This is a genomic window from Marinoscillum furvescens DSM 4134 (assembly GCF_003386095.1).
In the GTDB taxonomy this organism is placed as follows: domain Bacteria; phylum Bacteroidota; class Bacteroidia; order Cytophagales; family Cyclobacteriaceae; genus Marinoscillum; species Marinoscillum furvescens.
In genome coordinates this window covers 100,847-126,853 of the sequence record NZ_QREG01000021.1, presented here as the reverse complement: position 1 = coordinate 126,853, position 26,007 = coordinate 100,847, and the positions used below count along the sequence as shown (strand labels likewise).

General features: G+C 44.8%; 23 protein-coding genes. 8 read left to right on the top strand and 15 right to left on the bottom strand.

Annotated features, from left to right (window positions below):
* Positions 1-170: 170 nt before the first annotated feature.
* From rplT to C7460_RS18665, 9 genes are all read right to left on the bottom strand, one after another.
* The gene (gene rplT / locus C7460_RS18705; protein ID WP_115869655.1) at positions 171-515 is read right to left on the bottom strand and encodes a 50S ribosomal protein L20; all 345 of its coding nucleotides are present in this window, start codon (positions 513-515) and stop codon (positions 171-173) included.
* Positions 516-595: 80 nt separating this feature from the next.
* On the bottom strand, positions 596-790 hold the full coding sequence (gene rpmI, locus C7460_RS18700; RefSeq protein ID WP_115869654.1) for a 50S ribosomal protein L35: 195 nt from the start codon (positions 788-790) through the stop codon (positions 596-598).
* 9 nt (positions 791-799) lie between these two features.
* Positions 800-1,300: a translation initiation factor IF-3 gene (gene infC / locus C7460_RS18695; protein ID WP_115869653.1), complete on the bottom strand. Its 501-nt coding sequence runs from the start codon at positions 1,298-1,300 to the stop codon at positions 800-802.
* 130 nt (positions 1,301-1,430) lie between these two features.
* The gene (thrS, locus tag C7460_RS18690) at positions 1,431-3,380 is read right to left on the bottom strand and encodes a threonine--tRNA ligase (protein WP_115869652.1); all 1,950 of its coding nucleotides are present in this window, start codon (positions 3,378-3,380) and stop codon (positions 1,431-1,433) included.
* Positions 3,373-4,422: a tetratricopeptide repeat protein gene (locus C7460_RS18685; RefSeq protein WP_115869651.1), complete on the bottom strand. Its 1,050-nt coding sequence runs from the start codon at positions 4,420-4,422 to the stop codon at positions 3,373-3,375. The genes thrS and C7460_RS18685 overlap by 8 nt, the downstream gene beginning before the upstream one ends.
* A 2-nt stretch (positions 4,423-4,424) precedes the next feature.
* Positions 4,425-6,863 carry a DUF5686 and carboxypeptidase-like regulatory domain-containing protein gene (locus tag C7460_RS18680; RefSeq protein ID WP_170148099.1) on the bottom strand — a complete coding sequence of 813 codons (2,439 nt, stop codon included), beginning with the start codon at positions 6,861-6,863 and terminating at the stop codon, positions 4,425-4,427.
* A gap of 128 nt (positions 6,864-6,991) precedes the next feature.
* Positions 6,992-7,771 (bottom strand): XRE family transcriptional regulator, encoded by a 780-nt coding sequence (locus tag C7460_RS18675; RefSeq protein ID WP_115869649.1) that lies wholly within the window; start codon positions 7,769-7,771, stop codon positions 6,992-6,994.
* A gap of 18 nt (positions 7,772-7,789) precedes the next feature.
* Positions 7,790-8,119 (bottom strand): hypothetical protein, encoded by a 330-nt coding sequence (locus tag C7460_RS18670; RefSeq protein ID WP_115869648.1) that lies wholly within the window; start codon positions 8,117-8,119, stop codon positions 7,790-7,792.
* Positions 8,120-8,215: 96 nt separating this feature from the next.
* Entirely contained in the window at positions 8,216-8,917 is a 702-nt protein-coding gene (locus C7460_RS18665; protein WP_115869647.1) for a sulfotransferase family protein, read from the bottom strand.
* 144 nt (positions 8,918-9,061) lie between these two features.
* Between C7460_RS18665 and C7460_RS18660 the strand changes: the two genes are divergently transcribed.
* A complete protein-coding gene (locus C7460_RS18660) occupies positions 9,062-10,267 on the top strand; it encodes a DUF763 domain-containing protein (RefSeq protein WP_115869646.1) in 1,206 nt (401 codons plus the stop codon).
* A gap of 3 nt (positions 10,268-10,270) precedes the next feature.
* Here the strand turns inward: C7460_RS18660 and C7460_RS18655 are convergent, their stop codons facing one another.
* The gene (locus tag C7460_RS18655; RefSeq protein ID WP_221409579.1) at positions 10,271-10,825 is read right to left on the bottom strand and encodes a pyridoxamine 5'-phosphate oxidase family protein; all 555 of its coding nucleotides are present in this window, start codon (positions 10,823-10,825) and stop codon (positions 10,271-10,273) included.
* A gap of 312 nt (positions 10,826-11,137) precedes the next feature.
* On the opposite strand from C7460_RS18655, the gene C7460_RS18650 reads away from it, so the two are divergent.
* Entirely contained in the window at positions 11,138-11,533 is a 396-nt protein-coding gene (locus tag C7460_RS18650; RefSeq protein WP_115869644.1) for a hypothetical protein, read from the top strand.
* 70 nt (positions 11,534-11,603) lie between these two features.
* Here C7460_RS18650 and msrA read toward each other — a convergent pair whose 3' ends face one another.
* Positions 11,604-12,134 carry a peptide-methionine (S)-S-oxide reductase MsrA gene (msrA, locus tag C7460_RS18645; protein WP_115869643.1) on the bottom strand — a complete coding sequence of 177 codons (531 nt, stop codon included), beginning with the start codon at positions 12,132-12,134 and terminating at the stop codon, positions 11,604-11,606.
* 221 nt (positions 12,135-12,355) lie between these two features.
* Between msrA and C7460_RS18640 the strand changes: the two genes are divergently transcribed.
* The 3 genes from C7460_RS18640 (at position 12,356) to C7460_RS18630 (ending at position 15,275) form a co-directional block, all read left to right on the top strand.
* On the top strand, positions 12,356-13,396 hold the full coding sequence (locus C7460_RS18640; protein ID WP_221409578.1) for a BamA/TamA family outer membrane protein: 1,041 nt from the start codon (positions 12,356-12,358) through the stop codon (positions 13,394-13,396).
* Positions 13,393-14,745, top strand: a complete 1,353-nt coding sequence (locus C7460_RS18635) for an MATE family efflux transporter (protein ID WP_115869641.1) — start codon at positions 13,393-13,395, stop codon at positions 14,743-14,745. The genes C7460_RS18640 and C7460_RS18635 overlap by 4 nt, the downstream gene beginning before the upstream one ends.
* Before the next feature lie 74 nt (positions 14,746-14,819).
* Positions 14,820-15,275 carry an SRPBCC family protein gene (locus C7460_RS18630; RefSeq protein WP_115869640.1) on the top strand — a complete coding sequence of 152 codons (456 nt, stop codon included), beginning with the start codon at positions 14,820-14,822 and terminating at the stop codon, positions 15,273-15,275.
* 1 nt (position 15,276) lies between these two features.
* On the opposite strand, the gene C7460_RS18625 is transcribed toward C7460_RS18630, so the two are convergent.
* Genes C7460_RS18625 through C7460_RS18610 form a run of 4 tightly spaced genes read right to left on the bottom strand, consistent with a single transcriptional unit; the run spans position 15,277 to position 22,292 of the window.
* Complete coding sequence (locus C7460_RS18625; RefSeq protein WP_115869639.1) at positions 15,277-15,969, bottom strand: hypothetical protein; 693 nt, start codon at positions 15,967-15,969, stop codon at positions 15,277-15,279.
* 50 nt (positions 15,970-16,019) lie between these two features.
* On the bottom strand, positions 16,020-17,453 hold the full coding sequence (locus C7460_RS18620) for a CCA tRNA nucleotidyltransferase (RefSeq protein ID WP_394340437.1): 1,434 nt from the start codon (positions 17,451-17,453) through the stop codon (positions 16,020-16,022).
* A gap of 31 nt (positions 17,454-17,484) precedes the next feature.
* The gene (locus tag C7460_RS18615; protein ID WP_115869638.1) at positions 17,485-18,513 is read right to left on the bottom strand and encodes a PorP/SprF family type IX secretion system membrane protein; all 1,029 of its coding nucleotides are present in this window, start codon (positions 18,511-18,513) and stop codon (positions 17,485-17,487) included.
* On the bottom strand, positions 18,510-22,292 hold the full coding sequence (locus C7460_RS18610) for a gliding motility-associated C-terminal domain-containing protein (protein ID WP_115869637.1): 3,783 nt from the start codon (positions 22,290-22,292) through the stop codon (positions 18,510-18,512). The genes C7460_RS18615 and C7460_RS18610 overlap by 4 nt, the downstream gene beginning before the upstream one ends.
* Positions 22,293-22,495: 203 nt before the next feature.
* Here C7460_RS18610 and ligA point away from each other — a divergent pair, with 203 nt between their 5' ends.
* The 3 genes from ligA to dapA are packed head-to-tail and all read left to right on the top strand — an operon-like array spanning position 22,496 to position 25,924.
* Positions 22,496-24,544: an NAD-dependent DNA ligase LigA gene (gene ligA, locus C7460_RS18605; protein WP_115869636.1), complete on the top strand. Its 2,049-nt coding sequence runs from the start codon at positions 22,496-22,498 to the stop codon at positions 24,542-24,544.
* Positions 24,544-25,062 (top strand): DUF6913 domain-containing protein, encoded by a 519-nt coding sequence (locus C7460_RS18600; protein WP_115869635.1) that lies wholly within the window; start codon positions 24,544-24,546, stop codon positions 25,060-25,062. The genes ligA and C7460_RS18600 overlap by 1 nt, the downstream gene beginning before the upstream one ends.
* Positions 25,052-25,924 (top strand): 4-hydroxy-tetrahydrodipicolinate synthase, encoded by an 873-nt coding sequence (gene dapA, locus C7460_RS18595; protein ID WP_115869634.1) that lies wholly within the window; start codon positions 25,052-25,054, stop codon positions 25,922-25,924. The genes C7460_RS18600 and dapA overlap by 11 nt, the downstream gene beginning before the upstream one ends.
* The last annotated feature ends 83 nt before the right edge of the window (positions 25,925-26,007 follow it).

The following is a 26,007-nucleotide window of genomic DNA, read 5'->3' as shown; positions in this document are numbered from 1 at the left end:
ATAGGTAAATTACCTATAAACAAATCAGCTGAATTTATCTTGGAAAAATTCAATTATTCACCCCTATAATGAAGTTTACATAATGTCTCCTATACGACATTTCAAAAAATGGATCAAAAAAAACCCTGACTTCAAGCCAGGGTTTACCAACGAGTAATATCGTTCTACAATTATTTTTTTGCTTTAGCCACTACAGCTTTGAAAGCTTCAGGATGGTTCATTGCCAGGTCAGCAAGAACTTTTCGGTTGATCTCGATATTAGCTGATTTCAACCCACCCATAAACTGAGAGTAAGACATGCCATGCTCTCTGGCTGCGGCGTTGATACGCTGGATCCAAAGTGCTCTAAACTCTCTTTTCTTAGCTTTACGATCGCGGTACGCATACTGCATACCTTTTTCGATAGCATTTTTTGCTACCGTCCAAACATTCTTTCTACGGCCCCAGTATCCTTTGGCCTGCTTCATCGTCTTCTTACGACGAGCTCTTGAAGCTACGTGATTTACTGATCTCATTTAAATTTTATTTTTTGACAATTGGCGCTCTCTGTTGAGAGTCTTTGCAGCCAGATTATCGGGTTAAACAATTAAACCAATTACAGATTAAGCAAATGCTTAATGTTAGGTTCGTCACTCTTGTGTACCAGAGTAGCATGCGTCAAATTACGCTTTTGCTTGGTCTCCTTTTTGGTCAGGATGTGACTTTTGAATGCGTGCTTACGTTTGATTTTACCTGATCCAGTCAGTTTAAATCTCTTCTTCGCACTTGAATTTGTTTTCAGTTTTGGCATTTTTCTATATTATTTCTTACTCGTTGCTTTCGGTGCCACAATGATAGACATGCGTTTTCCTTCCAGCTTTGGCAGCAATTCCACTTTACCGTGTTCTTCCAAAGCCTGAGCAAATTTGAGAAGAAGTATCTCCCCACGCTCTTTGAAGACTATCGTACGACCCACGAAATGAACGTAAGCCTTTACTTTAGATCCTTCCTTCAGGAATTTGATTGCATGATTGAGCTTGAACTGAAAATCATGGTCATCAGTGTTTGGACCAAATCGAATCTCTTTGACTACTGTCTTCTGAGCTTTGGCTTTGATCTCCTTCTGCTTCTTTTTCTGCTCGTACTTAAATTTCGAATAGTCAATAACTTTACAAACAGGAGGATCTGCCTTTGGTGAAATTTCCACCAGGTCTAATCCCTGCTTTTTAGCTATCTCCAGCGCCTTTTCGATAGGATATACATCCACATCTACGTTATCGCCGACTACACGTACCTGACGAGCTCTGATTTTCTCGTTCACTTTATAGGGTTCTTCTACGCGCCCCCTATACGGTTTTCTGTAAGGTCTACTAATTGCTTTCCTCCTTTTTTGGTTCTACCATTGAGAAATAAAACGCAAATGTCGCTATTATTTCTCTTTATTAAAAATACTAATTTCCATTATTTAACAGTTCAGTCACCGTTTGGTTAAAGAAATTAATAAATTCTTCAATTTTCATCGATCCCTGATCTCCTTTACCGTGTGCACGAAGAGCTACAGTGCCACTTTCGGCTTCTTGCTCTCCCACGATCAGCATGAATGGAATCTTTTTTACTTCTGCGTCACGAATTTTCTTACCGATCTTTTCGTCTCGCTCATCAATAATACCACGGATATCATGTTCCTGCAAGGTAGTGTAAAGATTCTTTGCGTATTCATGATATTTTTCTGAAATAGGCAGTACGGCGATCTGCTCTGGTGCCAACCAAAGTGGAAAATCTCCACCAGTACTTTCTATCAATATTGCCACAAATCGCTCCATAGAGCCAAATGGAGCCCGGTGTATCATTACCGGCTGATGTTTCTGATTGTCAGAGCCAATGTACTCCAGTTCGAAACGCTTTGGAAGGTTATAATCCACCTGAATGGTACCTAGCTGCCAGCTTCTACCGAGTGCATCTTTTACCATAAAATCAAGCTTAGGCCCATAAAATGCTGCCTCTCCTAACTCTACTACGGTGTTTAACCCCTTTTCTTTGGCTACTTCTGTGATCTCTTGCTCAGCTCTGTCCCAATCCTCATCCTTTCCGATATACTTTTCCGGGTTTTCAGGATCGCGCAGCGATATTTGAGCGGTAAACTCCGCAAAACCCAGTGCCTTGAAAACATACAAGACGAGATCAATCACTTTGGCAAACTCTTCTTTTACCTGATCTGGACGACAGAAAATATGCGCATCGTCCTGAGTAAACCCTCTTACCCGTGTGAGTCCGTGGAGTTCGCCACTTTGCTCATACCTGTATACGGTCCCAAACTCGGCATAGCGAACCGGAAGCTCTTTGTACGACCTTGGTCTGGATTTGAATATTTCACAGTGATGAGGACAGTTCATCGGCTTGAGCAAAAACTCCTCTCCTTCTGCCGGTGTGTTGATCGGCTGGAAAGAGTCTTCACCATATTTGGCGTAATGCCCTGAGGTAATGTATAGTTCCTTGCCTCCTATATGAGGTGTAACTACCTGCTCATAACCAGACTTCACCTGCGCTTTTTTCAAGAAGTTTTCGAGGCGCTCTCGTAGCACTGCTCCTTTTGGCAACCATAACGGTAGCCCTTTTCCTACTTTTTCAGAAAATGTAAACAACTCTAGTTCTTTACCAATCTTGCGGTGATCACGCTTTTTGGCCTCTTCCAAAAGCTCCAGGTGTTGCTTCAGCTCTTTTTGCTTCGGAAAAGTGATCGCATATAGTCTGGTTAGCTGCTTTCTATTCTCATCGCCTCTCCAGTATGCACCTGCCACATTGAGCACCTTGGCCGCTTTCACAAACCCTGTATGTGGGATGTGAGGACCTCTACAGAGATCTGTGAAATTTCCCTGTGTATAAAAAGTGATTTGACCATCTTCCAGATCTTCGAGCAATTCCAGCTTATACTCATCGCCTTTTTCCTGATAATAAGCGATGGCATCTGCTTTGCTAATGTCTTTTCGAACGTACTCATTCTTCTGACGAGCCAGTTCGAGCATCTTGTCTTCGATAGCTTTGAGGTTTTCAGAGTCAAACTCCTGATCTCCAAAATCCACATCGTAATAAAACCCACCATCTACTGGAGGCCCAATCCCCAGCTTTACACCAGGATATAGCGCTTCTAATGCCTCTGCCATCAAATGAGCCGAGGAGTGCCACATGGTAGATTTGCCTTCTTCGTCGTTCCAGGTGAGCAACTGCAGCGTAGCACTTTCCTGAATCGGACGGGTAGCATCCCAAACCTCTCCATTCACTTTGGCGGCAAGTACATTTCTAGCCAGCCCCTCGCTGATATCTTTCGCTACATCCAGTGCAGAAACGCCCTGCTCATAGGTACGCTCACTTCCATCTGGCAAAGTGATGATGATTTCACTCATTGATTGATTTCTTTGGTTTTATTTCTAAAAATGGTCTTGTGGCTTCTGCCTCTTTCAAGCTCCGCAAATATGCAATTTTTCGCCCAACAATTCGAGCTCGGTCCAGAGCAATTGAATCTGTAGGCTGCTTTTCTAAAATGGTCTGATATAAAGCGTAGGCACTATTTAGCCAACCCCGCAGTTCGAGCAGCTGGGCTTTCTTGTGCAGATGCTCCTTCGAGCTGTCCATTTGGATTAGCTGATCAGTGTAATATACTGCTGAGTCGTACTGATTTTGCTGCTGATACCACGTGACTCGCTGGCTCCAGGCTTCGGTGCCACTCAGGCTAGCCAAAACCTTATGAGCATCGGAAACCTCTCCCATCTGATACAGCGCCCTGGCTTTAAACATCAACTGCTCATCTGTAAGTTTGGTATGATCCATTAGATTCAATGCTTTTTGTGGAAACCCTTGACTTACCAGAAGCGGAACGTAAGTGGAAACTAACGAAGGATGTGCAGGATTGAGACTAACCAATTGCTGAAAGGCATACATCGAACGAACTGTGTCTCCCAATCCCAGGTAAACTTCAGCACCAAATTCATAGGCCTTCGTAGATTTTTCGCGGTTGAGGTATTGCCAAAGCAACTCCCCAGCTCTTCCTGATTCACCCATTTGAGCAAGCGCTTTTATTTTATATGGTGTCAACGTGCTATTAAGCACGTGCCCTTCTTCCCATTTCTCTAAAATGGTCAGCATTTCATGCCAGTAACTACGGGTAGCATAGCAATCCAGCGCACTGATCAACAACTCATAGGTAAGCTCGGTGTGATTCAGCACATGCTCAATATCAGGCCGACAGTCATTTGGCCAATGTGCCTTTTGTGCCAACCACACTTTTTGCCGTATGGCTTCCACACCGCCCCCAGCCTCAGGTTGTCCTGACGTTTGCAATTCATTCAGGTAAGCAGTCACTGGCTTTCCTGCTTTCTGAACAGGATAGCTATTTTGATCACAAGACACCAGTATCACCCAACCCAAGACAAAATAGACAAGTCGCATACCTACAGGGTAAATTCAATATTAAACTTCAACCCAAAACTACGAACATCTTCACCTTTGAGGTGGGTAAGTCTGTGAAAAGCTTCCACCGATATCACCTTAAATATGTTTTCTACTCCATAGCCCAGCTCAATGTAGGGTGTTTGACCCAGTGTTTTAAAAGGGTAAACCTGATCTCCCTGTATGTTAGTGACCGGCACGGTCTTTTGCCTGTTTTTTTCATTCAAACTGCCATAAAACACATTAGCGCTCCCTATCAGCCGTAGCTTCAGCCTTTTCATAAGCGGAATGGTATTTAAAACAAACCCCTCAAATGAATGACGATACCTGAACTCCACATACCTGTCACTACTGAACTCAAAATAGTTCATCATGCTGTAAGCGAAATCCACATAAAATGGAGTTTGGTTACCTATTGGATTGAACAGCAGCGTATAAGGTACGTTGCCAGCGGCATATCCTCCGCCTAGTTTTATTTTGGCCTTGCCTAACAATCCCATCTTTTGCTCCTGCTCTATCGATGCCTGGATTTTGTGGTACTCAAAATCACTCCCCACTACATTAGGCATCCCGTAAACATATTCCAGGTTAAAAGCCGGCCACCGAACAGTTCCCAGACTCAATCGCTCATTGTCATTGACCACAAAGAGTTCATCCTTGGCATATCTAAGCTTTACCGCCACTTCACTTACATCGTAGGCGCTAGATGTTTCCGAGCGCTCATAATCTGTGTAATACTGAAAGTCAAATAGCGGATTGAACCGTTCTTGTTTCAACCTTAGTGTACTGCCAAACCCCGGGGCCATCTGCCTGTAAAATGTCAGCTGAGATTTATGAATCATAAACGGCTGAATGAGGCTACCAAACCTACTAATTCCATAAAACAACCCATTCGGTTCCACTTGTTGATTGAGCAGCCAGACCTGCTCCACTTCTTTCTGATGCTCCACTCTCAGGGTAGTCCATGGCTGGCGGCTAAGGATGCGTTCTACATACCCACGATATTTCCATTCTTCATCTTCAAATCCATAACCAAAATGCCCTCCTACAATCCATTTATCACTTACCGAGAGATTGGTCCTTCCGCCAAACCCAAGCCTAAACCCTTCTACATCATTGTTCCCGATAAAGGTCGGATATGGACCTATGTCTATCGGACCTACTTTGTGGTAACCATTCACGGCAAATTTGGCCAGGTCCATGTACCGCTTTACTGCCGATATTTTTTTGAGCGTATCAATCATATCAAACACATTCAATTCAGTAGCCGTCAGCGAATCGTGCCTGTGCTCCTGCCAATACGCTTCGTCATGCATTCGAACGTTCTCATCCAGGCTTACCGGATTAAGGTAAAACTTATTAGGCTTGGGGTCATTGATCACGTGATCCTCAGTAGAAATATAAAACTTAGCCAAAAACCCTGCGGTGTGTTTGAGTACTTGAGACACATCTACTACTACACGTGTCTTTTCTGGCAGCCACGGGCCTGCTTCGGTTTGGATGAGATCCTGTTGGATTTTCAGCTTTTCGATGAAGTTAAGGTTGACCTCTTTGGGGACTGAAGCATCTATGCGCTTCAGCGCAAAGTCCTCTTTGGTGATCCACATAGTACCGGTAAAAGCCAGGTCCTGTGGGCGTTTTGGATAAAAATCTATCCGGTAGCAAAAGTCATCAGCGATGTATGCACTGTCTTCCAGAAACACATTGTAATAGATACGCCAGCCATCAGCTATAGGCGAAACAAACTCTTTGGTGACAATATTGAGCCAGTTTTGGTAAAAGTTATACTCCTGAAAGGTGGCCCCTACTACCTGTGATGATAAAGTGCCGTCAGTGATTCCCACCCCACTTACTTTGGTTTTGAGCACATGTTCATGCTTTAGGATAGGGTCTTTTTTGTAATAGTACCTGGAAATAGCCTCCGAAATAAAAATAGGAAAAACCGGGTTGCCATCTTCTCCGGCTATTTGCTGAATGCTGTCCAACACTCCCGAGACTTTTTTCACTAGCTTCCACTTCTGTAGAAATCCCGAAATGTTATCTACATCAAACTCTACCTTGGTATATGCTTCGTACTCAAAAGCATCCAGGCTTCTCTTGTCATTGGCTTTTTTATTGGCCACCACCTGCCTCATGATAGGCCAGGCAGGGTTTTCCCCTGCATACACCACTACTTCTCCGAGGGTTTGGATGTCCTCATCGAGCTGGAAACTGACTACTTGTTCCACACCATATGCAATCGGCTTGGTTCGTTTCAAAAACCCAATGTACCGAACCTCCAGAGAGTCTACAGGAACATTGGCCGTCAGCGTGAAATTACCGTCAAAATCAGTGATGGTGCCAATCTCTGTACCTGTAAATACCACATTCGCAAATGGAATGGGGCTACCTGTTGCAGCTTCGGTTACCTTACCTGATACCACAGTGGTTTGTGCCCACACGCAGTTAGCGCACAGACAAATAAGTAAAACGCAAATCCCCTTCAATGGCAATGTTTTAAAGTTGTTTGGAAAACAACAGCGCAAAACAAAGCTATTTCTACGAGTAAGTCAGCTGGTAGGATACTAATTTAGTCAGTTATATTTCTCTTTATTTCATTGACTTCATGCTGCAGGTTCATCACCATTCCAGCGATTTTATCCAATGAAAGTTCTGACGCTGACTCAGGATCCGGGAATTGTATGCTAATGTAGGCCTTGGCTTCCCACACCTCTATTACATCTTTGGGCTCAATTTCATACGCAGAATAAGACTTGTTGTCAGAGACCAGGTAAAGTTTTCCACGGTCTGCTATGTAATTAAACACTCGCTTATAGACTACACCTTCTCGTTCGGTAAGAAGCACATAGGTTTTACCATTCTTTATTTCATCTACACTTTCCAGGTATTTACCGATCACAATACTCCCCGATGGGATGGGCAGCATAGAATCACCACTAATCTCAAATGCCCTATACGTAGCATTTTTAGGAAGCATGGGTAAGTGAAACCGGGGCAACTCCGATAAATACTCTGGGTCCGAATAACCATTGAGGTAGCCGGCAGCAGCCTTCTGGGGTATGAGCTCTATGTTTTCATTATCCTCCTTATCTACCGTAATGGAAAGAATCTTCACTTTTTCTCGTTGGGCCAACTCCTTCCCTCCGGTCAGATCTTTTGAGATCAGATCGTCCACGTTAACATTGAGCACTTCTGCGATGCTCATCAGCGTTTGCAATCTGGGCTCTGCGCGGGCTTCTTCATAAGCTCCTACTACTGACCGCTTGATTCCTACCTGATTAGCAAACTGCTCCTGTGTATAACCTGCCTGCTTGCGCAGGTACTTGATATTTTCTGATATAAGACTCACCTGTTCGTGCTTTGGATTTTAACTATCAAATATGATGAAATTCATGTCATCATTCCCAACTTTCCCAATCGAATAAAGATGTAAATGATGAAATTCACGTGTTTGTCGTATGGTTCGTAGTTTGTCTTTGATGGTGACCACTACGTCTTTAAGTGTTTTATCTGCATCTACCAACACATAACCATACATGTCTTTCCGCTCTTTAATAGATGCAAAAAACTTCACCTGACATTTTCCAGACCTCAACTTCTTTGATGTGAGCTTTAAATGATAATCATCATCAAAAGTGACATCAGCATCTAGAAACATCAAATCTTTCACTCTAAATTGATTAGCAATCTGTTGCATGATTTCGTCTTTTACGTCTGAAACATGACAACTAAATTAGTAAATCAAAAGCGAATAACTAATATAATGAGCTTTAAATCTAAATAAATCAGCAAATCACACGCTGTAGCCTAGTTTTTTTAGCAATTCCACCATTCCCGGGTAGTTGATTATCTCATGTACCCGATTGTCATATTTCGGTGCTTTCCAGTGATTCAAACTACCCTGATGTATGGGTTTAGCTGCCGAAAACCAGGAGTTGGCTTTCTGAATAGACGTATGATCTTGCCAGCGCAATAGTTTTTGGTCAAAGGACACTTCTAAAAACTCACAAAGTGCCTCAATGGTGTTTTGGGGGTGCTGTACCAGATCTTCATATTTTAGCAGATAAACGTGCTCCTCCTGAGCATAATCCAATCCGCAACTTACATCTTCATAATATCGCTGGGGAGCTACCCAATAGGTGTTTGGCTGCTTTGGATGGTGTGAACAGCACACTGCCCGAGCATCACGCACCACATGAATGAATTTAGTCCCCTGGGGCAAGTAATTGAGTATTTCCCCAATATGCCTTACCATATAAGGGCGCTTGACACACCACCGCTGAGCATCTTTACCCGGCGGATGCAACAACATTCCGCGATAGAGCCGATCAATACGCAAAGGACGACCTTCCTGCCAGGTAGTAAACGCATCCACTTCACCCGGAAGTACATGTACTTGGGGGTGTGCACCCAAAATGGCCTGCACTAGCGTGGTACCAGATCTTCCACACCCACCAATTAAAATCGGGGGTCTTGAAAACCTACGCTCGACCATGCCACCTAAAGACCGGATAAACGGACTCGTAAAATTCCTTTTCCAAAAATTATCCACCTCACAAAGCTCTATGTTCTCACCAAAACGATAACATTTTCATTGAAATACTAATTTTATTAGTTTTTTAACACTTATTTTAGCTAAATGAAGCGAAGAGGACACGCAGACCTTCCACTACACGGTGGAAAAGTGCCAAAATGGTTAGCAGAGCGCATGAGTTTACTGGGAGGAGCTATCGTAGAGGCCATCCTGGTAGAATATGGTAAAAAGGAAGTCATTGCGCGACTAAGTGATCCGGCTTGGTTTCAATCGCTAGGGTGTGTCCTGGGAATGGACTGGCATTCTTCTGGAATAACGACTTCTGTGATAGGAGCACTAAAAACTGCTTTGAATCCAAAAGCCAAAGAACTGGGCATTTACATCTGCGGAGGGCGTGGAAAACACAGCAGAAAAACACCAGCCGAACTTACTTCCTATGCAAACCAGACTGGCCTAAATGCAGCTGAGCTGGTGAGAAATAGCAAACTAACAGCCAAGGTGGACAATACAGCCATACAGGATGGCTTTCAAATATACCTGCATTCATTTATACTAAGTGATGAAGGTGACTGGGCAGTGGTACAGCAAGGTATGGATACCCGCTCTGGGTATGCGAGGAGATATCACTGGCTGGGAGGTTCGTTTCGGAGCTTCACAGAGACCCCTCATCAGTTTATCTATGGTGAAAATAAAGGCCCCATCTTAAACCTGACAGCCAGAAACGCCCGGAACACCAAAAACCACCTTCTGGAGATGGCAGCTGCTCCTACTACCTCTATGCTGAGAGAGATTCAGCACATCAAATTTCCCGCCCATCATGATGTACGTCAGAAAGATGTGGACATCAGACGCCTGGGCACCGTATTGGCCATGGCAAAGGATTTACCTACTCAAGATTTCGAGTCCCTCTTGCTGCTGGAAGGCATGGGGCCTCGTACGCTCCAATCACTGGCACTGGTCAGTGAGGTTATCTATGGTACTCCTACCCGCTTTAGCGACCCGGCCCGATTCTCCTTTGCCCATGGAGGCAAAGACGGACACCCTTTCCCGGTGCCTACTCATACCTATGACGAATCAATAGCCGTTTTGCGCAAAGCAATAGACAAAGCACGCATAGGTAATACAGACAAGCTAAAAGCAGTAAAAAGCCTGAAAAAGGCAGCATCACAAATGGAGAACGATTTTGTACCCAAAGGCAACCTGCAAGATGTCATAGAGAATGAACGCAATAACTCCTGGAAATATGGCGGACGAACCGTCAATGGACATGCTACACCCCCTTCACCTCAACAGCTAGACTTATTTAACTAAACCTTATGGAACGAGCCATTCGCTCGCATCCAAACTGCCACCCAGAAATGTGAAGCGTGCACGCTGGTGACCTGAACTTTGGAGCTGCAGCACTTCTAATTCATCTAAGTCACACCTAATCACCCCAAAATCCTCCGCATCAAAAGTGGGCTTTAGCGCTACGGCTTCCTCCCAGGAATTAGCCACAGTAGCGGGCGAATGTAGCGTATTGTAGCTCTCCTTGCCTGATTTTAACCGTTTCCAATAAGGCACACTGTCAGGCATCGAAAGCAAGGTAGCATGGGCAAGACACTTGACTTGTACTCTTCGCTCCTGGTCATAAAACAACAAGCTGACCCGATCATCAATCTTGATGTGCTTCACCTTTTCAGATCGTCTGTCTGTAAATACGAACAACTGGTTGGCGTCTGGATTGAAGTGACGCAGTACCACCATTCGTGTATCTGGATACACCTCCCCCAGGGTATTGAAAGCTAAAAACCGAAAAGGATGAGAAGGGTCAACAGCTGCTGACTTGATATTTTCCCATGCCTGCGAAAGTAAATCTTGCAATGACATGAAAGAGAAACTGCCTTGATCCAGAAATGTTGAAACTCCTTGTAACCAATGCATGCGAACTGAGTCATCATATTAATTGTAAGAAAAAAAACATGTTAAAATCAGTTAATCATGCAACCCTGAGCACCCCCAGAAAATCACTAAAAGTGTCCGCTAGCGTGTACACGGACATTCAGATGCGAACAATTCAACACACACCAAGAATCACAACAATCTGATACACTGCTACTTAAGTGTTTTGGCACAGAATTGAAGTGTATAGAGGCAAAACCAAATTATTCACATAACATCTTCAAACAAACAATCACGGGTATGAAAACTATTCAAAAAATGATCGGAGCATTAGCATTAGTAGGACTTCTCACTTTTACAGCTACTGCCTCCTCCACCGGAGAGAGCAAAAGCGTAAAAAAAGCGAAAGAAGCTGTAGAAGAAGCAGCGGGCTATGACTGGAAAACTTTAGCGGAATCGGCTCAGGTTTGCTTCAAAAAAGACCAAAATATAGATCAGGCCATGATCTGGATAGAAAAGTCGATCGAAATTCAGGAAGACCCTTTCAATCTGGAAATTCTCGCTGACTACTACGCTTCTAAAGGTGAAAATGATCTGGCCATGAGCACCTATGTGCGCGCTATTGACGCTGGCAGGGCTCAAAATTTCTGGTACGACAACTCACATCTCCAGGCCAAAATCTGGGAGCTGAGATAGTAAAAACAATGGTTAAGTAGTAGAATCCTGGCACCTTCAATCATTCGATTGCTGGTGCCTTTTTTTAGCTTCACTTTTTCAACTTATCACCAAACACCTCTTTGAACTTGCTCACTTTCGGTGCAACCACAAACTGACAATAAGGCTGACTACCATTCTCATTGAAGTAATCCTGATGATAATCCTCAGCCGGATAAAAAGCGTCTAAAGGCGTGATTTCGGTCACAATCGGATCACCCCATGCGCCGGAAGCATCCAAAGCCGCCTTCAGGCGCTCAGCAATCTGGCGCTGCTCGTCGTTGTGATAAAAAACCACAGACCGGTACTGAGTACCCACATCATTGCCTTGTTTATTAAGCGTCGTTGGGTCATGCGTTTTCCAAAAAACCTCCAGGATCTCCTCTATCGAAATCACATCAGGATCAAAAGTAACCTGCACCACTTCGGCATGGCCAGTAGTGCCTGCCACTACTTCCCTGTAAAATGGATCTTTAGTTTTCCCTCCAGAATAACCTGAAACTGCAGACTGGACTCCATTGAGTCGCTGAAAAATTGCTTCTGTACACCAAAAACACCCTGACCCTAATGTTATTTTCTCCATTACTTTATTGCGATAAAAATTGGCAAAATAACCAACCCTACTCCAAATTGGTTCGCGAATAAACGAACAAATTTCATTTCAAACAACCCCTCGAACCAAACCATACTTTACCCGAACCTGTTGGCTTGTTGGAATATGACGAAAATATGATATTTTGTCATTCCGTTTTTTGTTCAAATGCTCCGTTCATGCTCCTGAAATTCAAGTTCATATGCTTATTGATGACTATCACATGCTGTACGCTTTTCGCACAGGACAGCACCCAAAACAAAGACAAGGGAATCATCGTGTTGCCAGCGGTGTTTTTTTCACCTGAAACTTCGTTGGGCTTTGGAGGCGCTGGGCTTTTTTATTTTCGCACCAGCAAAGATTCAACGGCCGCTCCGTCCAACATTCAGAGCATTTTCATTTACACGCTCGAAAATCAGATTCTTTTCACTAATCCTTATGGAATATTCCTAAAGGGGGATCAATATTGGCTTAAGGGTGAACTTGGCTATTACCTGTATCCTTACGAATACTACGGTATAGGAAGTGACATCTCGCTGGACAGGTTTGAAGCTTACACAGCAAGTTTTCTTCGGTTTGAGGTAAATGCACTTAAATTACTAAAAGACAACTTTTATTTAGGTCCTACTCTATTTTACGATCAATATTTCCATATCAAAACCGATGCTGAAGGCGAACTGAATCAACGTAATATTCGGGGAGTAAGGGGCGGCCAGCTACTCGGTGGAGGAGCTTCTTTCGTGCTGGACAAGCGAAACAATGTATTTTGCCCTTTTCGAGGATACTACCTGGAGGGTCGTGTTTTGCAATATCAGGATGCTGCTTTCGGAGATTATGCGTTCACAGACATCTTTTTTGATGCGCGCAAGTATTTTCACCCCGCGGACGGTTGGGAGACTGCTTTTCAACTCTACCACCAGTCTGTAGTGGGTGACGTACCTTTTTACAATTACGCCTTACTCGGCGGAGGGAAACGCATGCGTGGCTACTACCGTGGAGCCTATAGAGACCATCACTTTTCCACGCTGCAAGCAGAGGTAAGAAAATACGTTTTTAAAAGAATAATAATCAGCGCTTATGGGGGCATAGGCGGGGTAAATGATACTTTTGCTTCCTTTGACAAACTTTTAGGAAGCTACGGCGTTGGGCTTAGGTATGAAATCAACCCTGAAGAGCATATCCGCATTCGGCTGGACTATGCCAGGGGGCACAACACCAGTGGTTTCTATATCAATATCAACGAAGCATTTTGAAAGCAGAGCAGCGGGACCTCACATCTGGATCTATACCAAAAAAGCTAACGAACCTCACCTTACCCATGATGCTTGGCATCCTTAGTATGGTGGCTTTCAACCTGGTAGACACCTACTTTGTAGGAATGCTGGGCAGCTTACAACTGGCAGCTTTGAGCTTTACCTTCCCCGTCATCATGGTGATCTTCAGCATCATGCAGGGGCTCGGCATTGGGGCCACGGCGCTCATCTCTAAATCCATCGGACGCAGTGACCGAAAGCAGGCTGCAAGAGAAACCACGGACAGCTTAATGCTGTCAGTCTTGCTTGCTGGAGTGTTTATCATTATCGGTGTACTCACCGTAGAACCGACTTTTCGTCTGCTCGGTGCCAGTGATGAAATTCTCCCTTATGTGGTAGAATACATGACTATCTGGTACCTCGCCTTGTTTTTCGTCATCATCCCTTTCGTGGGCAATAGTGCCATTCGATCTACCGGAGACACCCGAACACCCAGTATGATTATGATTTTTGCAGTCATCATCAATGCCATCCTGGACCCACTCTTGATATTTGGCTATGGCCCTATACCTGCCATGGGGCTAAAAGGAGCAGCTACAGCCACGGCGATTTCCAGAGCTATGACGATGATCCTATCGCTTTGGGTGCTCAACTTCCGAGAAAAACTCCTAATCAAAAAATTACCTGAATGGAATAATTGGAAACCCATATTGTGGATAGGCATACCCTCGGGAATCAGTAAAATGATCGTGCCCATTACTACCGGAGTGATTACTGCCTTGCTTGCACGGCATGGGGAGTTTGTAGTGGCTGGATACGGTGTAGCCACTCGCGTGGAGTTTCTCGCCAAGAGCATATTATTTGCTCTTTCTGCTTCCATAGGACCATTTTCAGGTCAAAACTTTGGAGCTGGGAATTTCAGTCGTATACGGAGCGGCGTGTTTTACAGCAATCTCTTTAGTGTAGGCTGGGGACTTCTTGTAGCGGCCATTTTGTTTTTCTTTGGTAAACCCATAGCCAGCATTTTCACTGATGATCAGGAGGTGATCAACGCTACAGCCCTGTACCTCACCCTTGTATCCTTTTCCTTTGGTTTTCAAGGTGTAGTCCAAATCGTAAATAGCAACATCAACACCCTCAACAAACCTCTAACAGCATCTAGCATTGTTTTTATCCAAATGTTGATCATTGGTATCCCACTGCTTTATTGGCTGGATGACCTGTACGGGGTAAAAGGTATCTATGCAGCCATAGCCATCACATATGTGATTGGAGGGTTGATCTCTGCAATTTTCAACCGATCTGTAATGATCAGACTACAGCAAGAACAGCTCAACACGCCTCTCTGACACTCATCGAAAAAGTATTTTTTCAATCAAATGAAAGTGGTATTTTTAGGTGAAGATCTAAAATCCCTAGCCGTATGAAAGTCCTAGCTCCTCTGGCCGAGAATGGAAAAATCAATCCTAATGCCAGCATCCGCGACAGTCAGTCTACCATCATCAATGCGCCCGTTGATGTGGTTTGGAAAAGCATTACTGAGATAGAAAAATGGCCTGAATGGAACGATGACATTGCCGATGTTAAGTTTGAAGAGCTCAGTATTGGCAGCACATTTAGCTGGACGATGAACGGAACATCTATTTCCTCTACAATTCGTCAAATCAAGGAAAATGAAATGATCAGCTGGACGGGAAAAGCCATGGGTATGAAAGCTATTCATGTTTGGAACCTGGAAGAAACTGATGGCAATCAGACCATTGTCACCACCGACGAGTCATTACAGGGGTTCTTTACGCTTTTCTTTAGCCATCAAAAACTACACAGCACACTGCTTCATTGGCTAGACCGCCTAAAGCAGCATGCTGAAAAAGTCTAATTTATTGATCGAGTTCGGCGATTTGCTGCTTCAATAGCTCAAAGTCTGGCTGCATGTCCAGTGCCTTTTGAAACAGGTCCTTAGCCAGAGCAGTATTGCCACGATCCTTTTCGATCATCCCTTTTAGGCGAATGGCAGCTACTTTCATGGACACCTCCTGCCCTTTGTTGTCCTGGGTCGGGAAGATTAACTCAATCTCCTCTGATTTGCTGGATTCTATGATGATATCCGCATTGCTCAATGCCTGTCCGTAGCGTTTCAGGTCTAGTTGCAAAAACGCCACCTTATAGAGAGTGTTCAGGTCATTGTTGGCCAGATATAGTTTTTCGTAGTTGGCTACAGCTCGGGTTTTTACGCCTAGATTATCAAAAGCTACTGCTGCAACTTCGGTGGCAAAGATATCATCCGGGTTCAGCTTCATGGCATCTTGGGCCACCAGGGCAGCAGACGCATACTGCTGGTAGTCGATGTATAGCAGTGCCAAAGAATCCAACAGAGCGGAGCTTCCCGGATTGGTAGCAATCAGGTTGTATAGTGCCATTCGGGCTACGGCCGGGTCATTATACTTATTGGCCATGGAGTAGATGTAGGCCTGTTTTCTAAGCTCAAAAGGGATAGAATCCTGAGGCACCTGCTGCTGAGCAGAAGAAGCAAATGCAACCAGGCACACGATAAGCGACAATAGATATTTCATAGGTATTAATTTCAGGTTTTCTGTTTACTAAAAGATTGCAAAAATATAGATTAGTTTGACTTGGGCGTAAGCCCCAAAGATTTTCCCAGTTTGATCATCAGCTCATGTGCCTCCTCAGGGTTATTACGAATGGTTCCTTCTAATATAGCTTCTTTGATTCCATTTTTGATTTCGCCCACCTCACGAGATGGCTCTATACCAAAAGTAGCTATGATGGTTTCGCCAGATACCGGTGGCTGAAAGTTGCGCACCTGATCCCGCTCTTCCACTTCCTTGATTTTCTTTTCTACTTTCTTAAAGTTGGCAAGATACCTGCGTACACGATCCGGGTTTTTACTAGTAACATCCGCCCGACAGAGCGTCATCAGATCATCGATATCATCTCCAGCTTCATAGAGCAGTCTACGTATGGCAGAGTCTGTTACTTTTTCATTTACCAGTGCGATAGGCCGTAAGTGGAGCTTTACCAGCTTTTGCACATATTTCATCTTCTCATTGAGCGGCAACTTCAGCTTTTTGAATATCCGGGGCACCCAGCGTGCTCCCATGTCTTCATGCCCGTGAAACGTCCACCCTGCCTTCTCATGAAAACGCTGCGTAGCAGGCTTAGCTATGTCGTGTAGGATTGCAGCCCAGCGCAACCAAAGACTATCCGTGTCTGCACAGATATTATCCAGCACCTGTAGCGTGTGGTAAAAGTTGTCCTTATGCGCCTTACCGTTAACTTTCTTCACCCCATGGAGCTTTGCCATTTCTGGAAAAATAATCGGGAGCAACCCGCAGGTAAACAGCAGTTTAAACCCATAAGAAGGCGTGTCAGCCAGGATGATTTTATTGAGCTCGTCAGTGATGCGCTCTTGAGAAATGATACTTATTCGCTCTTTTTGTTTGATGATGGCATCAAAAGTCTCCGGAGCTATGTCAAACTTCAGCTGTGTAGCAAACCTAATAGCACGCATGATGCGCAGCGGATCATCCGAAAATGTTACTTCCGGTTCGAGAGGAGTTTTGATTAGCTTCTGCTGTAAATGCTCTACTCCACCAAATGGGTCGATGAGTTTCCCATAATTTGCCGTGTTGATTTGAATAGCCAATGCATTGATGGTAAAGTCCCTGCGGTTTTGATCGTCCTCCAATGACCCGTCTTCCACGATCGGTTTGCGCGAATCCGCCCGATAGCTTTCTCGTCTGGCACCAACGAATTCTAATTCAAAATCCTCATGTGTAATCGCCGCAGTACCGAAATTTTTGTAAACAGCCAGTTTGGCTGATTTGCCCAGCTTTGCTTTTACAGCTTTTGCCAGAGCTATTCCACTGCCCACACATACAAAATCTATGTCTTTACTTTCCCGCTCCAGCAGCAAATCTCTTACATATCCGCCCACAATATAAGTGTCCAGGTTTTGCTCGTCCGCCACCTGCCCCACCTGAGCTATGATCGGATGCTTGTCCAGCTTTTGCAGCAATGCTTCTTTCTCCATCATCAAGCTCAAAATTATAACAAACCCGGCAATGCTAGTTGTAAAGCCCGTCAATAAACGCCGGACAAGGTAGGAATCGTTTGCTACGCTCTACACGCTGTGGATTATTGGGCCACTGAAAGTGATATACCAAAGACAGCTCATGAGCACCTCCCGTAGAAGTACTAAGCCGGGAGATGTTCGAATCAAAACTATAACCAAACTGAAACTGGTCAAATTTCACTCCAAACAATAAAACAACAGCATCATGATTAAGCTGATTGGCATCATTTTTCTCCCAGGGAAGTCCGCGGTAATAGAGACCGAAAAGCACCGGACTATAGTGAAAAGAGGCTCCCACATCCAACTGATCAAAATCACCCTGCCGTTTGTAAATGAAACTGGGCGAAACACTTACCTTTTTTACGTTTTTAAAAGCTGGATTGCCCATTTGAAAGCGTAAACCAGCATGTACGGTCCACTTCATTGGCAGGTAGGTATTGCCAGAAATTATGGAATGATTGGGGGTATTTAGGTGATACCCAGACACTCCAAACCAGGCCTTTTTTGTGTAGGCAAGTAAGCCTGCGCCAATGTCCATAAAGTTATTACTATCAATTTGGCCAATTGACGGATCCTGAGAAGGGGCACCATCAACCCCAAAATCTATCTGATCACCAAAAACAAGCTTTGTATAATCTATAGATCGGCTTACGTACCCAAATGTAAGTGCCGGTTTTACCACCCAGGCACCTTGCACCTCTACTGTATAACTGTAATTAAAGGCAATGGAAGCACTTTGCAAACTGGCAGATCCCGCCCGATCCACATTGGCCAACAAGCCAAAACCACTATTTAAGGCAGGTACGTTTTGGTCATAGCTAAAGCTGTAATTAGCAAATGCTTTTGGTAGTTCGGGCCACTGCAGCCGATGGTTGACTGCCACACGCTGATGTGCAATGGCTCCGGTGAAAGCTGGATTGAGGTAGAGTGGGTTCGCATAATACTGCGAATAATGCATGTCCTGAGCAAAAGACATCAACGACATGACTATCAATAGGTTAAAAACAATCAGCTTATTCATCTTACCAGCGTTACATCCCCTATTTTCACCTGTTCCCGGCCATCACTATAGGTAAGCTCTAGTCGGTATACGTATACGTCGGCAGGCTGTAGCTGCCCATTGAAAAACCCATCCCATCCCAGCTGGGGATCAAGGCTTTCAAAAAGTAACTCTCCCCACCTATTGTAGATGAACATTCTAAACTCACTGACGCCTTCTACTCTTGGTAAGAAAACATCATTGAAAGCATCTGCTCCATTGGATCCCCCTGGCGAAAACGCGTTGGGGGTCTTCACATTCCCTCCTGCCACAGCCTCTACTCCTGATTCTATCAGGAGAGAATCCACACAGCCCTGATCATTTGAAGCTATTAGTTGAATATCATACGTGCCCACCTCAGAATATGTATGCCGGGGATTTAGGTCTGTAGACGTTTGCCCATCACCAAAATCCCAGGAGAAGCTGGTTGCAGTTTGGGAAGCATTTCTGAAAAACACTTCCGTATCGGGCACAAAGGCCACAGACGGGTTGACAGCAAAATCTGCCACGGGCTGGGCATAGACCTGCACATAATCCTCTCTGATGAGCACATCAGACACTCCGCGCATGTTTTCACCATATAAACTCACCGTATAGGAACCGGCCCGGGCATACGTATGAGCAGGGTTTTCGGCAGTAGAAGTATTGCCATCTCCAAACTCCCATCTAAACGAAGCAGGGTTGGTAAACTGACTTTCATTTAAAAACTGAACCGTAAGCGGTGCACAGCCAGCCAATACATCGGCATTGAAATCGATTATCGGCTCGGGTGGTTCTACCACCACATTTTTGTAAGCAAAAGCCTCGCAGTAGGTGTTACTTACCTCCAGCTCGATGCGATACACTCCAGCAGTAGGATAGGCATGGGTTCCCGGCTCCGCAGTAGTTTGCGTTTGTCCATCACCAAAATCCCACAGATAAGCAGTAGCACCACTGCTGGTGTTATTCAGGGTCAGCACACTATCAGGTAGCAGTAGCGTATCTCGATCAATTTCAAATCCAGCTACCAACGGAGGCTCAGACTTATCTACCTGGCCTACATACTCGGATGTATCGCTCGAGCAATTGGCGAGGTTTTCAGTCACCAAACGAAAAACAATGGGAATATCAGCCCCTGATGGAGCTTCACGCAGGTAAACCAGACGTTGATTATTTTCATCGTCCAGATGCTGATCTGGTGCCGGAGTAAACTCCCAATCGTAGCTAGCAAGCCCTGTCTGATCGGCAGAAAGCTCAAAAACCGCAAAAGCACATGAATCTATTCGTTCTACCGAAAAAGCACTTGATGGTGAAGGATTGATGACAAGCTCCTCCTGACTAGAAAGCACGCATACACCAGCCTTTTCTACTTCCAGAGTAATGGTAAAAAGCTTGTTCGAAGGTGACGCATTTACCAGCTCATAGTCCAAACGGTGAAAATCCGGATCTCCGGCATTCTTCACGATCGGATATCCCGCCAACAGCCCATTTTCATCAGCTATAGACCAGGTATAAGTATCCGCGTTTAAGTTTTGGGTGCGGCTGTTTACCTCCAATGTACTGCTCCAAACTGAGCAGTTCCCTCTAGACACGCTATAGTTTACATCGGTAAACCCACTCTGAAATGCAGGCAACACCTCCACAGTCATGGGTTCAGAAATTTCCTCACACCCAGCTGGAGTGATGCCTTTTAACGACAGGTAGAAGTGACGGGCAGTGTCTCTGGTGTTTTCAAAAATCAGCGATGTATCTGCCTGATTGAAAGCGATAGTATCGTAATATGCCACCGAGTCAGTAAAGATTAAAAAGAAATCGGCGGTGGCAAGGTCACTTTGGTTGAAAAGCATTACAGAATCGCCAGGACATACAGGTCCAGAATAGTTACTACCAAGCTGAGGGCCCGGCAATGGATTGACCACCACGTCATGTATGTAGGTACCAATACAGCCACCCTTTTCGGTGATCATCCTTAGCGCCACCGAGTAAGTCCCTGCCACGGATTCTGCTGGTTCGGCTCCATCTGTTCCATCCAGCATTCGCTCAAATGGGTCATTAGAGGCCGTGCTACGCTCCACCTGAAAAGCACTCCCATCATAGCTAAAGTCCCACTCGTAAGTCGCTACCCTGTCTTCGTTGACGCGCACTGCCAGACTTCCGATCGAATCGGCAATTCCTACAAAGCTTGTTGCAACGCCCGCGCATACGGTATCTGCCTCAAAATAAGCTACCGGCTCCGCATACAATCGCACACTGTCTATAGCTACCGACTCGCACTGCGTCACAGAATTCCGGGCAATTAGCCTCACCTGATAGTCGCCAATTCCAGTAAATGTTCGTGTAAAATCACTTTGTCGGTCACCATAAGTATTCGCACCAGGCGGAATACTTTCTTCCAGGTTTCCGTCCGAATCATAAAACTCCCACCTCCATTCAGTTTCCGGCTCTATATTGATGGTTTCATCTCTAAAACCCACGGTGATCGATTCGGTCTGTGCAGCACAAAAATCTCCGTTCGTAGCAGCGCTAAAGTCACTGGTGTACAAACCAAAAGCAGCCATAGCTGCTGGCGACATAGCAATGGTGTCTTCATATACCTCTGTGCAACTCCCCTGGGCATTCGGGTTAGACGCAGTAAGTCTAATGAGCTTCTCTCCGGCAGTATTGAAAGTGAAAACGGGGTTTGTTGCTCCTGAGGTCCCTACCCGAGTGTTACCCGAAGGGTCATCATAAAACTCCCAGGAAACATCCGCCACTCCTGTAGTTTGGTTTTCAAAGTAAATACGCTCTCCCAGACAAAACACTTCCTGAACGGCCCCACTGGCGTTGTTGAGACGAGCCACAAAGGCCGGCACCGGCGGCTCTACAATTTCAATATACGCAGTAGTCTGTACTGCATCATTGTAGTTCGGGTTTGCAGCATCACCATTGTAAGGGTTACAAATATTCCAGTTATACAGGGTTATTTCAAATACGTTTCCTACCTGATTGTCGGCATTTGCCGGAGCACTGATAGGAAATGACTGCAGGTTTGGGCCATCTGCCGGAAACGGGATTTCTACAATAGGCCCAAAATAAGCGGCGGTCACTCCTGACCGAGTTTCCGGCCCACCCAGATTGGCACTACCGTCAGTAAGGTCCACTGTATTTCCACCATCGTCCACGAGCGACAAGTCACGAATGGAGGCTGCCGGGTTGTGGTTGGTTCCATACACAAACTGGGTGTGCCTGGGGAGACGATTGGGATTATCGGGTTCCTGATTGATGTTGCAGTTAAAGGTAGAGTTATCTTCAAATACAGCGTTTACCACAGGGTTATTATAACATACATTGAAGTTTTCTGGCATAATGGCAATGTCCCCACCAAAATCATTGTCGCGAGACCAGGAAGTGACGACTTGGACCTGCTCAGAAGTTTCACATGCTTCACCTGCCACTATGACACTAGAAACAGGCTCAAACACACACTGATCATTTTCTGGATAAGTAAACGTCCCTACAGCTGTAAATTCGGTATTCGTCCCGCCCACTGAGAAATTAGCATCCCCCTGAGAGTATTCATCAAAATTATTGGCCGGATCATTCCAATCAAACCGAATGACGACATCCGCAGGATTTTGTGGAGTATTGAAGAAATAGGTGATCGTAAAATCTGTGACTGTGACAGGTGCACAGTCCTTATCGGTGTTGAACGTAATATTACGCTGCTGCCGGATACTACTGCATTGAGCGTAGCTTTCCAGTACACTTATCAATAAGAGTAAAAAAATAGCTGGCTTTCTCAATTATTGATTTAATTATAAAAATTATAAATTTATTACCACACAACTAAGACTAACTCCGAAAGTGCTTCCAATGTTGCCTTAAAAGGCATACATTTTTATTACTTTTTTACTTCCCGAAAAATCAGATTCTTTCGTACAATCTTATGCTTTTGCATGACTCCAATAGCAGCTTCTTGTTAGATTTGTAAGGACTTTACCTAGCAATGAGTAGCACCATCAAGGACAAAATAGACAAGCTCACAGACGAGCTGATCCATCACAACCATTTATACTATCAGGAGAGCACTTCTGAGATATCTGATTTTGAATTTGATCAGAAACTCAAACAGCTGGAGCAGCTGGAAAAGGAGCATCCTGAGTACAAACGTGATGACTCCCCCACCCACCGTGTAGGCGGTACCATTACCAAAAGCTTCAACACTGTATATCATAAGTATCCCATGCTTTCGCTGGGCAATACGTATTCGAAAGAAGACCTGGTAGACTTTGACAAACGCGTACAAAAAGGGCTTGGCACTTTAGACTATGAATACATCTGCGAACTAAAGTTTGATGGGGTAGCTATCAGTATTCTTTATGAAAATGGGATCCTCAAACAAGCCGTCACTCGAGGAGATGGCGAAAAAGGCGATGAGGTCACCAACAATGTACGTACCATTCGCTCCTTGCCATTGAGTTTTCGACAGGAAGTACCTAAAGCATTCGAAGTACGTGGTGAGGTCTTTATGCCAAAAGATGTCTTTGCTAATCTAAATACAGAGCGTGAAAAAGCCGGCGAAGCACTCCTGGCCAACCCCAGAAACACCGCATCGGGCACGCTCAAAATGCAGGATTCCAGTGTGGTGGCTGAACGCAAACTCGACTGCTACCTATACACGCTGCTAGGCGAAGGGCTGGGCAATGAAAACCACGACACCTCCTTACAGCTCCTGGAAAAATGGGGCTTTAATGTGTCTCCAACTTATCAAAAATGTGCAACTATTGAAGATGTCATTGCTTACATCAATCATTGGGAGCAAAAACGCCACGAGCTACCGGTAGAGACAGATGGTATTGTGATCAAAGTAAATCGGGTAGAACATCAGCAGGAACTAGGATTTACGGCTAAAAGCCCCCGCTGGGCCATTTCCTATAAATACAAATCCGAAGCAGCGGAAAGTAAACTTCTGAATATCACTTACCAGGTAGGCAGAACCGGAGCCATCACACCCGTAGCTGAGCTCACCCCCGTACAGCTGGCTGGCACCACCGTCAAGCGTGCCTCCCTGCACAACGCCAACGAAATCGAACGCCTGGACATACGTGTAGGTGATTTTGTTTTTGTAGAAAAAGGTGGGGAAATCATTCCTAAAATCACTGGGGTTAATCTAGATAAACGACCAAAAGACTCTCAACCCACCACCTACCTCAACAAATGCCCCGAGTGTGGAACAGAACTAGTAAGAAAAGAAGGTGAAGCAGTACACTACTGCCCGAATGTAGATGCATGTCCACCACAGGTAATGGGTCGTGTAGAGCATTTCATTTCCAGAAATGCCATGGACATTCAGCACCTGGGACCAAAAACCATCGAAACCCTTTTTAAACTCAATAAAATCTCTGGAATAGCTGACCTCTACGATCTCACCTTTGAGGATGTAAATGGACTGCTGATAGAAGAAGAAGATCTAGCCACTGGTAAAGTAAAAAAGCGCTCCATCAAGGAAAAGTCAGCTCAAAACATGATCGAGGCCCTGCAGGAGTCCAAAAATGCACCTTTCGAAAGTGTCCTTTTTGGTTTGGGCATTCGGTATGTAGGAAAAACAGTAGCGGAAAAGCTCGCAGAGCATTTTAAAACCATTGATTCATTGATCTCTGCGAGTTTTGATGAGATAGTCAACGTCCATGAAATTGGTGAGCGCATCGCCCAAAGTGTGGTAGACTTTTTTACCAACCCGGAGCATCAGGAATTGGTCGCTCGCCTAAAAGCAGCCGGTTTACAGATGGAAGTAACTGTAAACGAACAGACGGCAGCATTGCCTCAGCATTTTGCTGATAAAACGGTGGTAGTTTCTGGTGTATTCAATGAATATGGTAGAGAAGAACTAAAAGACCTGATCAAAGCAATGGGAGGAAAAGTGGCAGGCTCGATATCTGGAAAAACTGATTTTCTTATCGCTGGTGAAAACATGGGACCTGCCAAACTGGAAAAAGCTGAAAAACTAGGGACCACCATCCTTTCTGAAGCCGACTTTAAAGCCATGACCAGCTAATGGGAATATTCAAGAAACCATACCTACAATACAAGGCGAAAAAGAACTTAAAAAGGCGCGTCCCCAAAGACATGCGAGCTTTTCAGGAAAGTGAAAAAATCGCGATACTGGCTTCAGATCAATTCGAGAGCAGTGAGCAGCTAGAAAAACTAATCGCTGACCTTAAAAATGCCGGTAAGGAAGTACACGTAATGGTGTATAATCACACTCCAAAGCAAGGATCCCCCACTCTTCCTCATTTTACGGCTACCGACATATCGGCTTCTGGAAAGTACGAAAAGGAAGAATTGGTCTTTTTTTTAAAGCAATCTTACGATTTCGCGATATGTCTGGACGAAACCAGGCACTTTTTGATTGATTATGTATTTTCTTTGCTGAATGCCAAGTGTCGAGTGGGTTTGTTGCAACCTGACCGAAATCACTTTTTCGAACTGATGATCCACTCTACGACCTCAGACAAACCAGCGAGTAGTGAGGTCCTAAAATATTTAAAAATGATTCAAAGCTATGAATACTGATTTTTACAAAGGCACCGGAGTAGCCTTAACCACTCCCATGAACCCAGATTTGACCATTGACTTTGACGGCCTAAAACGTGTACTTGATCACGTAAACAAAGGCGGGGTAGAATATCTGGTAGTATTGGGTACTACAGGAGAGGCTCCCACCATCAGTGCTGAGGAAAAAAATCAGGTCATAGAGTTTGTGCTGTCCAACAACCCCAAAGGATTGCCTGTAGTCTATGGCCTGGGAGGAAACAGCACCAAATGGGTGAAAGATCAATTAGAATTGGTGAAAGATTATCCTATTTCAGCCATTCTTTCATTGAGCCCTTACTACAACAAGCCTTCTCAGGCAGGAATTGTAAAACATTATCAGGAAATAGCTGACGCAAGTCCTTTTCCGGTGATCCTCTACAATGTACCGGCCCGTACTGCTACCGATATTTCTGCTGCTAGCACTATAGAGCTCTCAGCCCACCCAAATATCATTGGCACAAAAGAAGCCAGTGGTAACCTCACGCAGTGCATGGAAATAGCGGCCAATACTCCGGACGACTTCCTGTTGATCTCTGGTGATGATGCCCTTACCCTACCCATGATGTCTTTTGGGTGTGTGGGAGCCATATCAGTGATTGCCAACTTACAACCAACAGAATTTAGCGAAATGGTCCGTTTGGCCCTTCGCGGTGATTTCAAAGGGGCCACCAAAATACATTTCGAAATGCTCGAAGGATATGACCTGGTGGGTAGAGAAGGAAATCCGGTCTCTGTAAAAACAGGCTTAGCAGCTGCCGGACTAATTCAGCACGATGTACGCTTACCACTCATGAAAGGTAGCGAAGAGCTCCTCTCCGATTTTAAATCGTTCTTGAGTTAGAACATAAAACCTTACAAAAAAGCCCGCTGAATGTTATTCAGCGGGCTTTTTTTTTTGTGAAAAGATCAAAAAAAAGGGGCTCA

Excerpts from the sequence above, each read along its gene's own strand:
- rplT (WP_115869655.1), bottom strand. The coding sequence starts at position 515 with ATGAGATCAGTAAATCACGTAGCTTCAAGAGCTCGTCGTAAGAAGACG.
- rpmI (WP_115869654.1), bottom strand. The coding sequence starts at position 790 with ATGCCAAAACTGAAAACAAATTCAAGTGCGAAGAAGAGATTTAAACTG.
- thrS (WP_115869652.1), bottom strand. The coding sequence starts at position 3,380 with ATGAGTGAAATCATCATCACTTTGCCAGATGGAAGTGAGCGTACCTAT.
- C7460_RS18685 (WP_115869651.1), bottom strand. The coding sequence starts at position 4,422 with ATGCGACTTGTCTATTTTGTCTTGGGTTGGGTGATACTGGTGTCTTGT.
- C7460_RS18670 (WP_115869648.1), bottom strand. The coding sequence starts at position 8,119 with ATGCAACAGATTGCTAATCAATTTAGAGTGAAAGATTTGATGTTTCTA.
- C7460_RS18665 (WP_115869647.1), bottom strand. The coding sequence starts at position 8,917 with ATGGTCGAGCGTAGGTTTTCAAGACCCCCGATTTTAATTGGTGGGTGT.
- C7460_RS18660 (WP_115869646.1), top strand. The coding sequence starts at position 9,062 with ATGAAGCGAAGAGGACACGCAGACCTTCCACTACACGGTGGAAAAGTG.
- C7460_RS18655 (WP_221409579.1), bottom strand. The coding sequence starts at position 10,825 with ATGTCATTGCAAGATTTACTTTCGCAGGCATGGGAAAATATCAAGTCA.
- C7460_RS18650 (WP_115869644.1), top strand. The coding sequence starts at position 11,138 with ATGAAAACTATTCAAAAAATGATCGGAGCATTAGCATTAGTAGGACTT.
- msrA (WP_115869643.1), bottom strand. The coding sequence starts at position 12,134 with ATGGAGAAAATAACATTAGGGTCAGGGTGTTTTTGGTGTACAGAAGCA.
- C7460_RS18640 (WP_221409578.1), top strand. The coding sequence starts at position 12,356 with ATGACTATCACATGCTGTACGCTTTTCGCACAGGACAGCACCCAAAAC.
- C7460_RS18630 (WP_115869640.1), top strand. The coding sequence starts at position 14,820 with ATGAAAGTCCTAGCTCCTCTGGCCGAGAATGGAAAAATCAATCCTAAT.
- C7460_RS18625 (WP_115869639.1), bottom strand. The coding sequence starts at position 15,969 with ATGAAATATCTATTGTCGCTTATCGTGTGCCTGGTTGCATTTGCTTCT.
- C7460_RS18620 (WP_394340437.1), bottom strand. The coding sequence starts at position 17,453 with ATGATGGAGAAAGAAGCATTGCTGCAAAAGCTGGACAAGCATCCGATC.
- C7460_RS18615 (WP_115869638.1), bottom strand. The coding sequence starts at position 18,513 with ATGAATAAGCTGATTGTTTTTAACCTATTGATAGTCATGTCGTTGATG.
- ligA (WP_115869636.1), top strand. The coding sequence starts at position 22,496 with ATGAGTAGCACCATCAAGGACAAAATAGACAAGCTCACAGACGAGCTG.
- C7460_RS18600 (WP_115869635.1), top strand. The coding sequence starts at position 24,544 with ATGGGAATATTCAAGAAACCATACCTACAATACAAGGCGAAAAAGAAC.
- dapA (WP_115869634.1), top strand. The coding sequence starts at position 25,052 with ATGAATACTGATTTTTACAAAGGCACCGGAGTAGCCTTAACCACTCCC.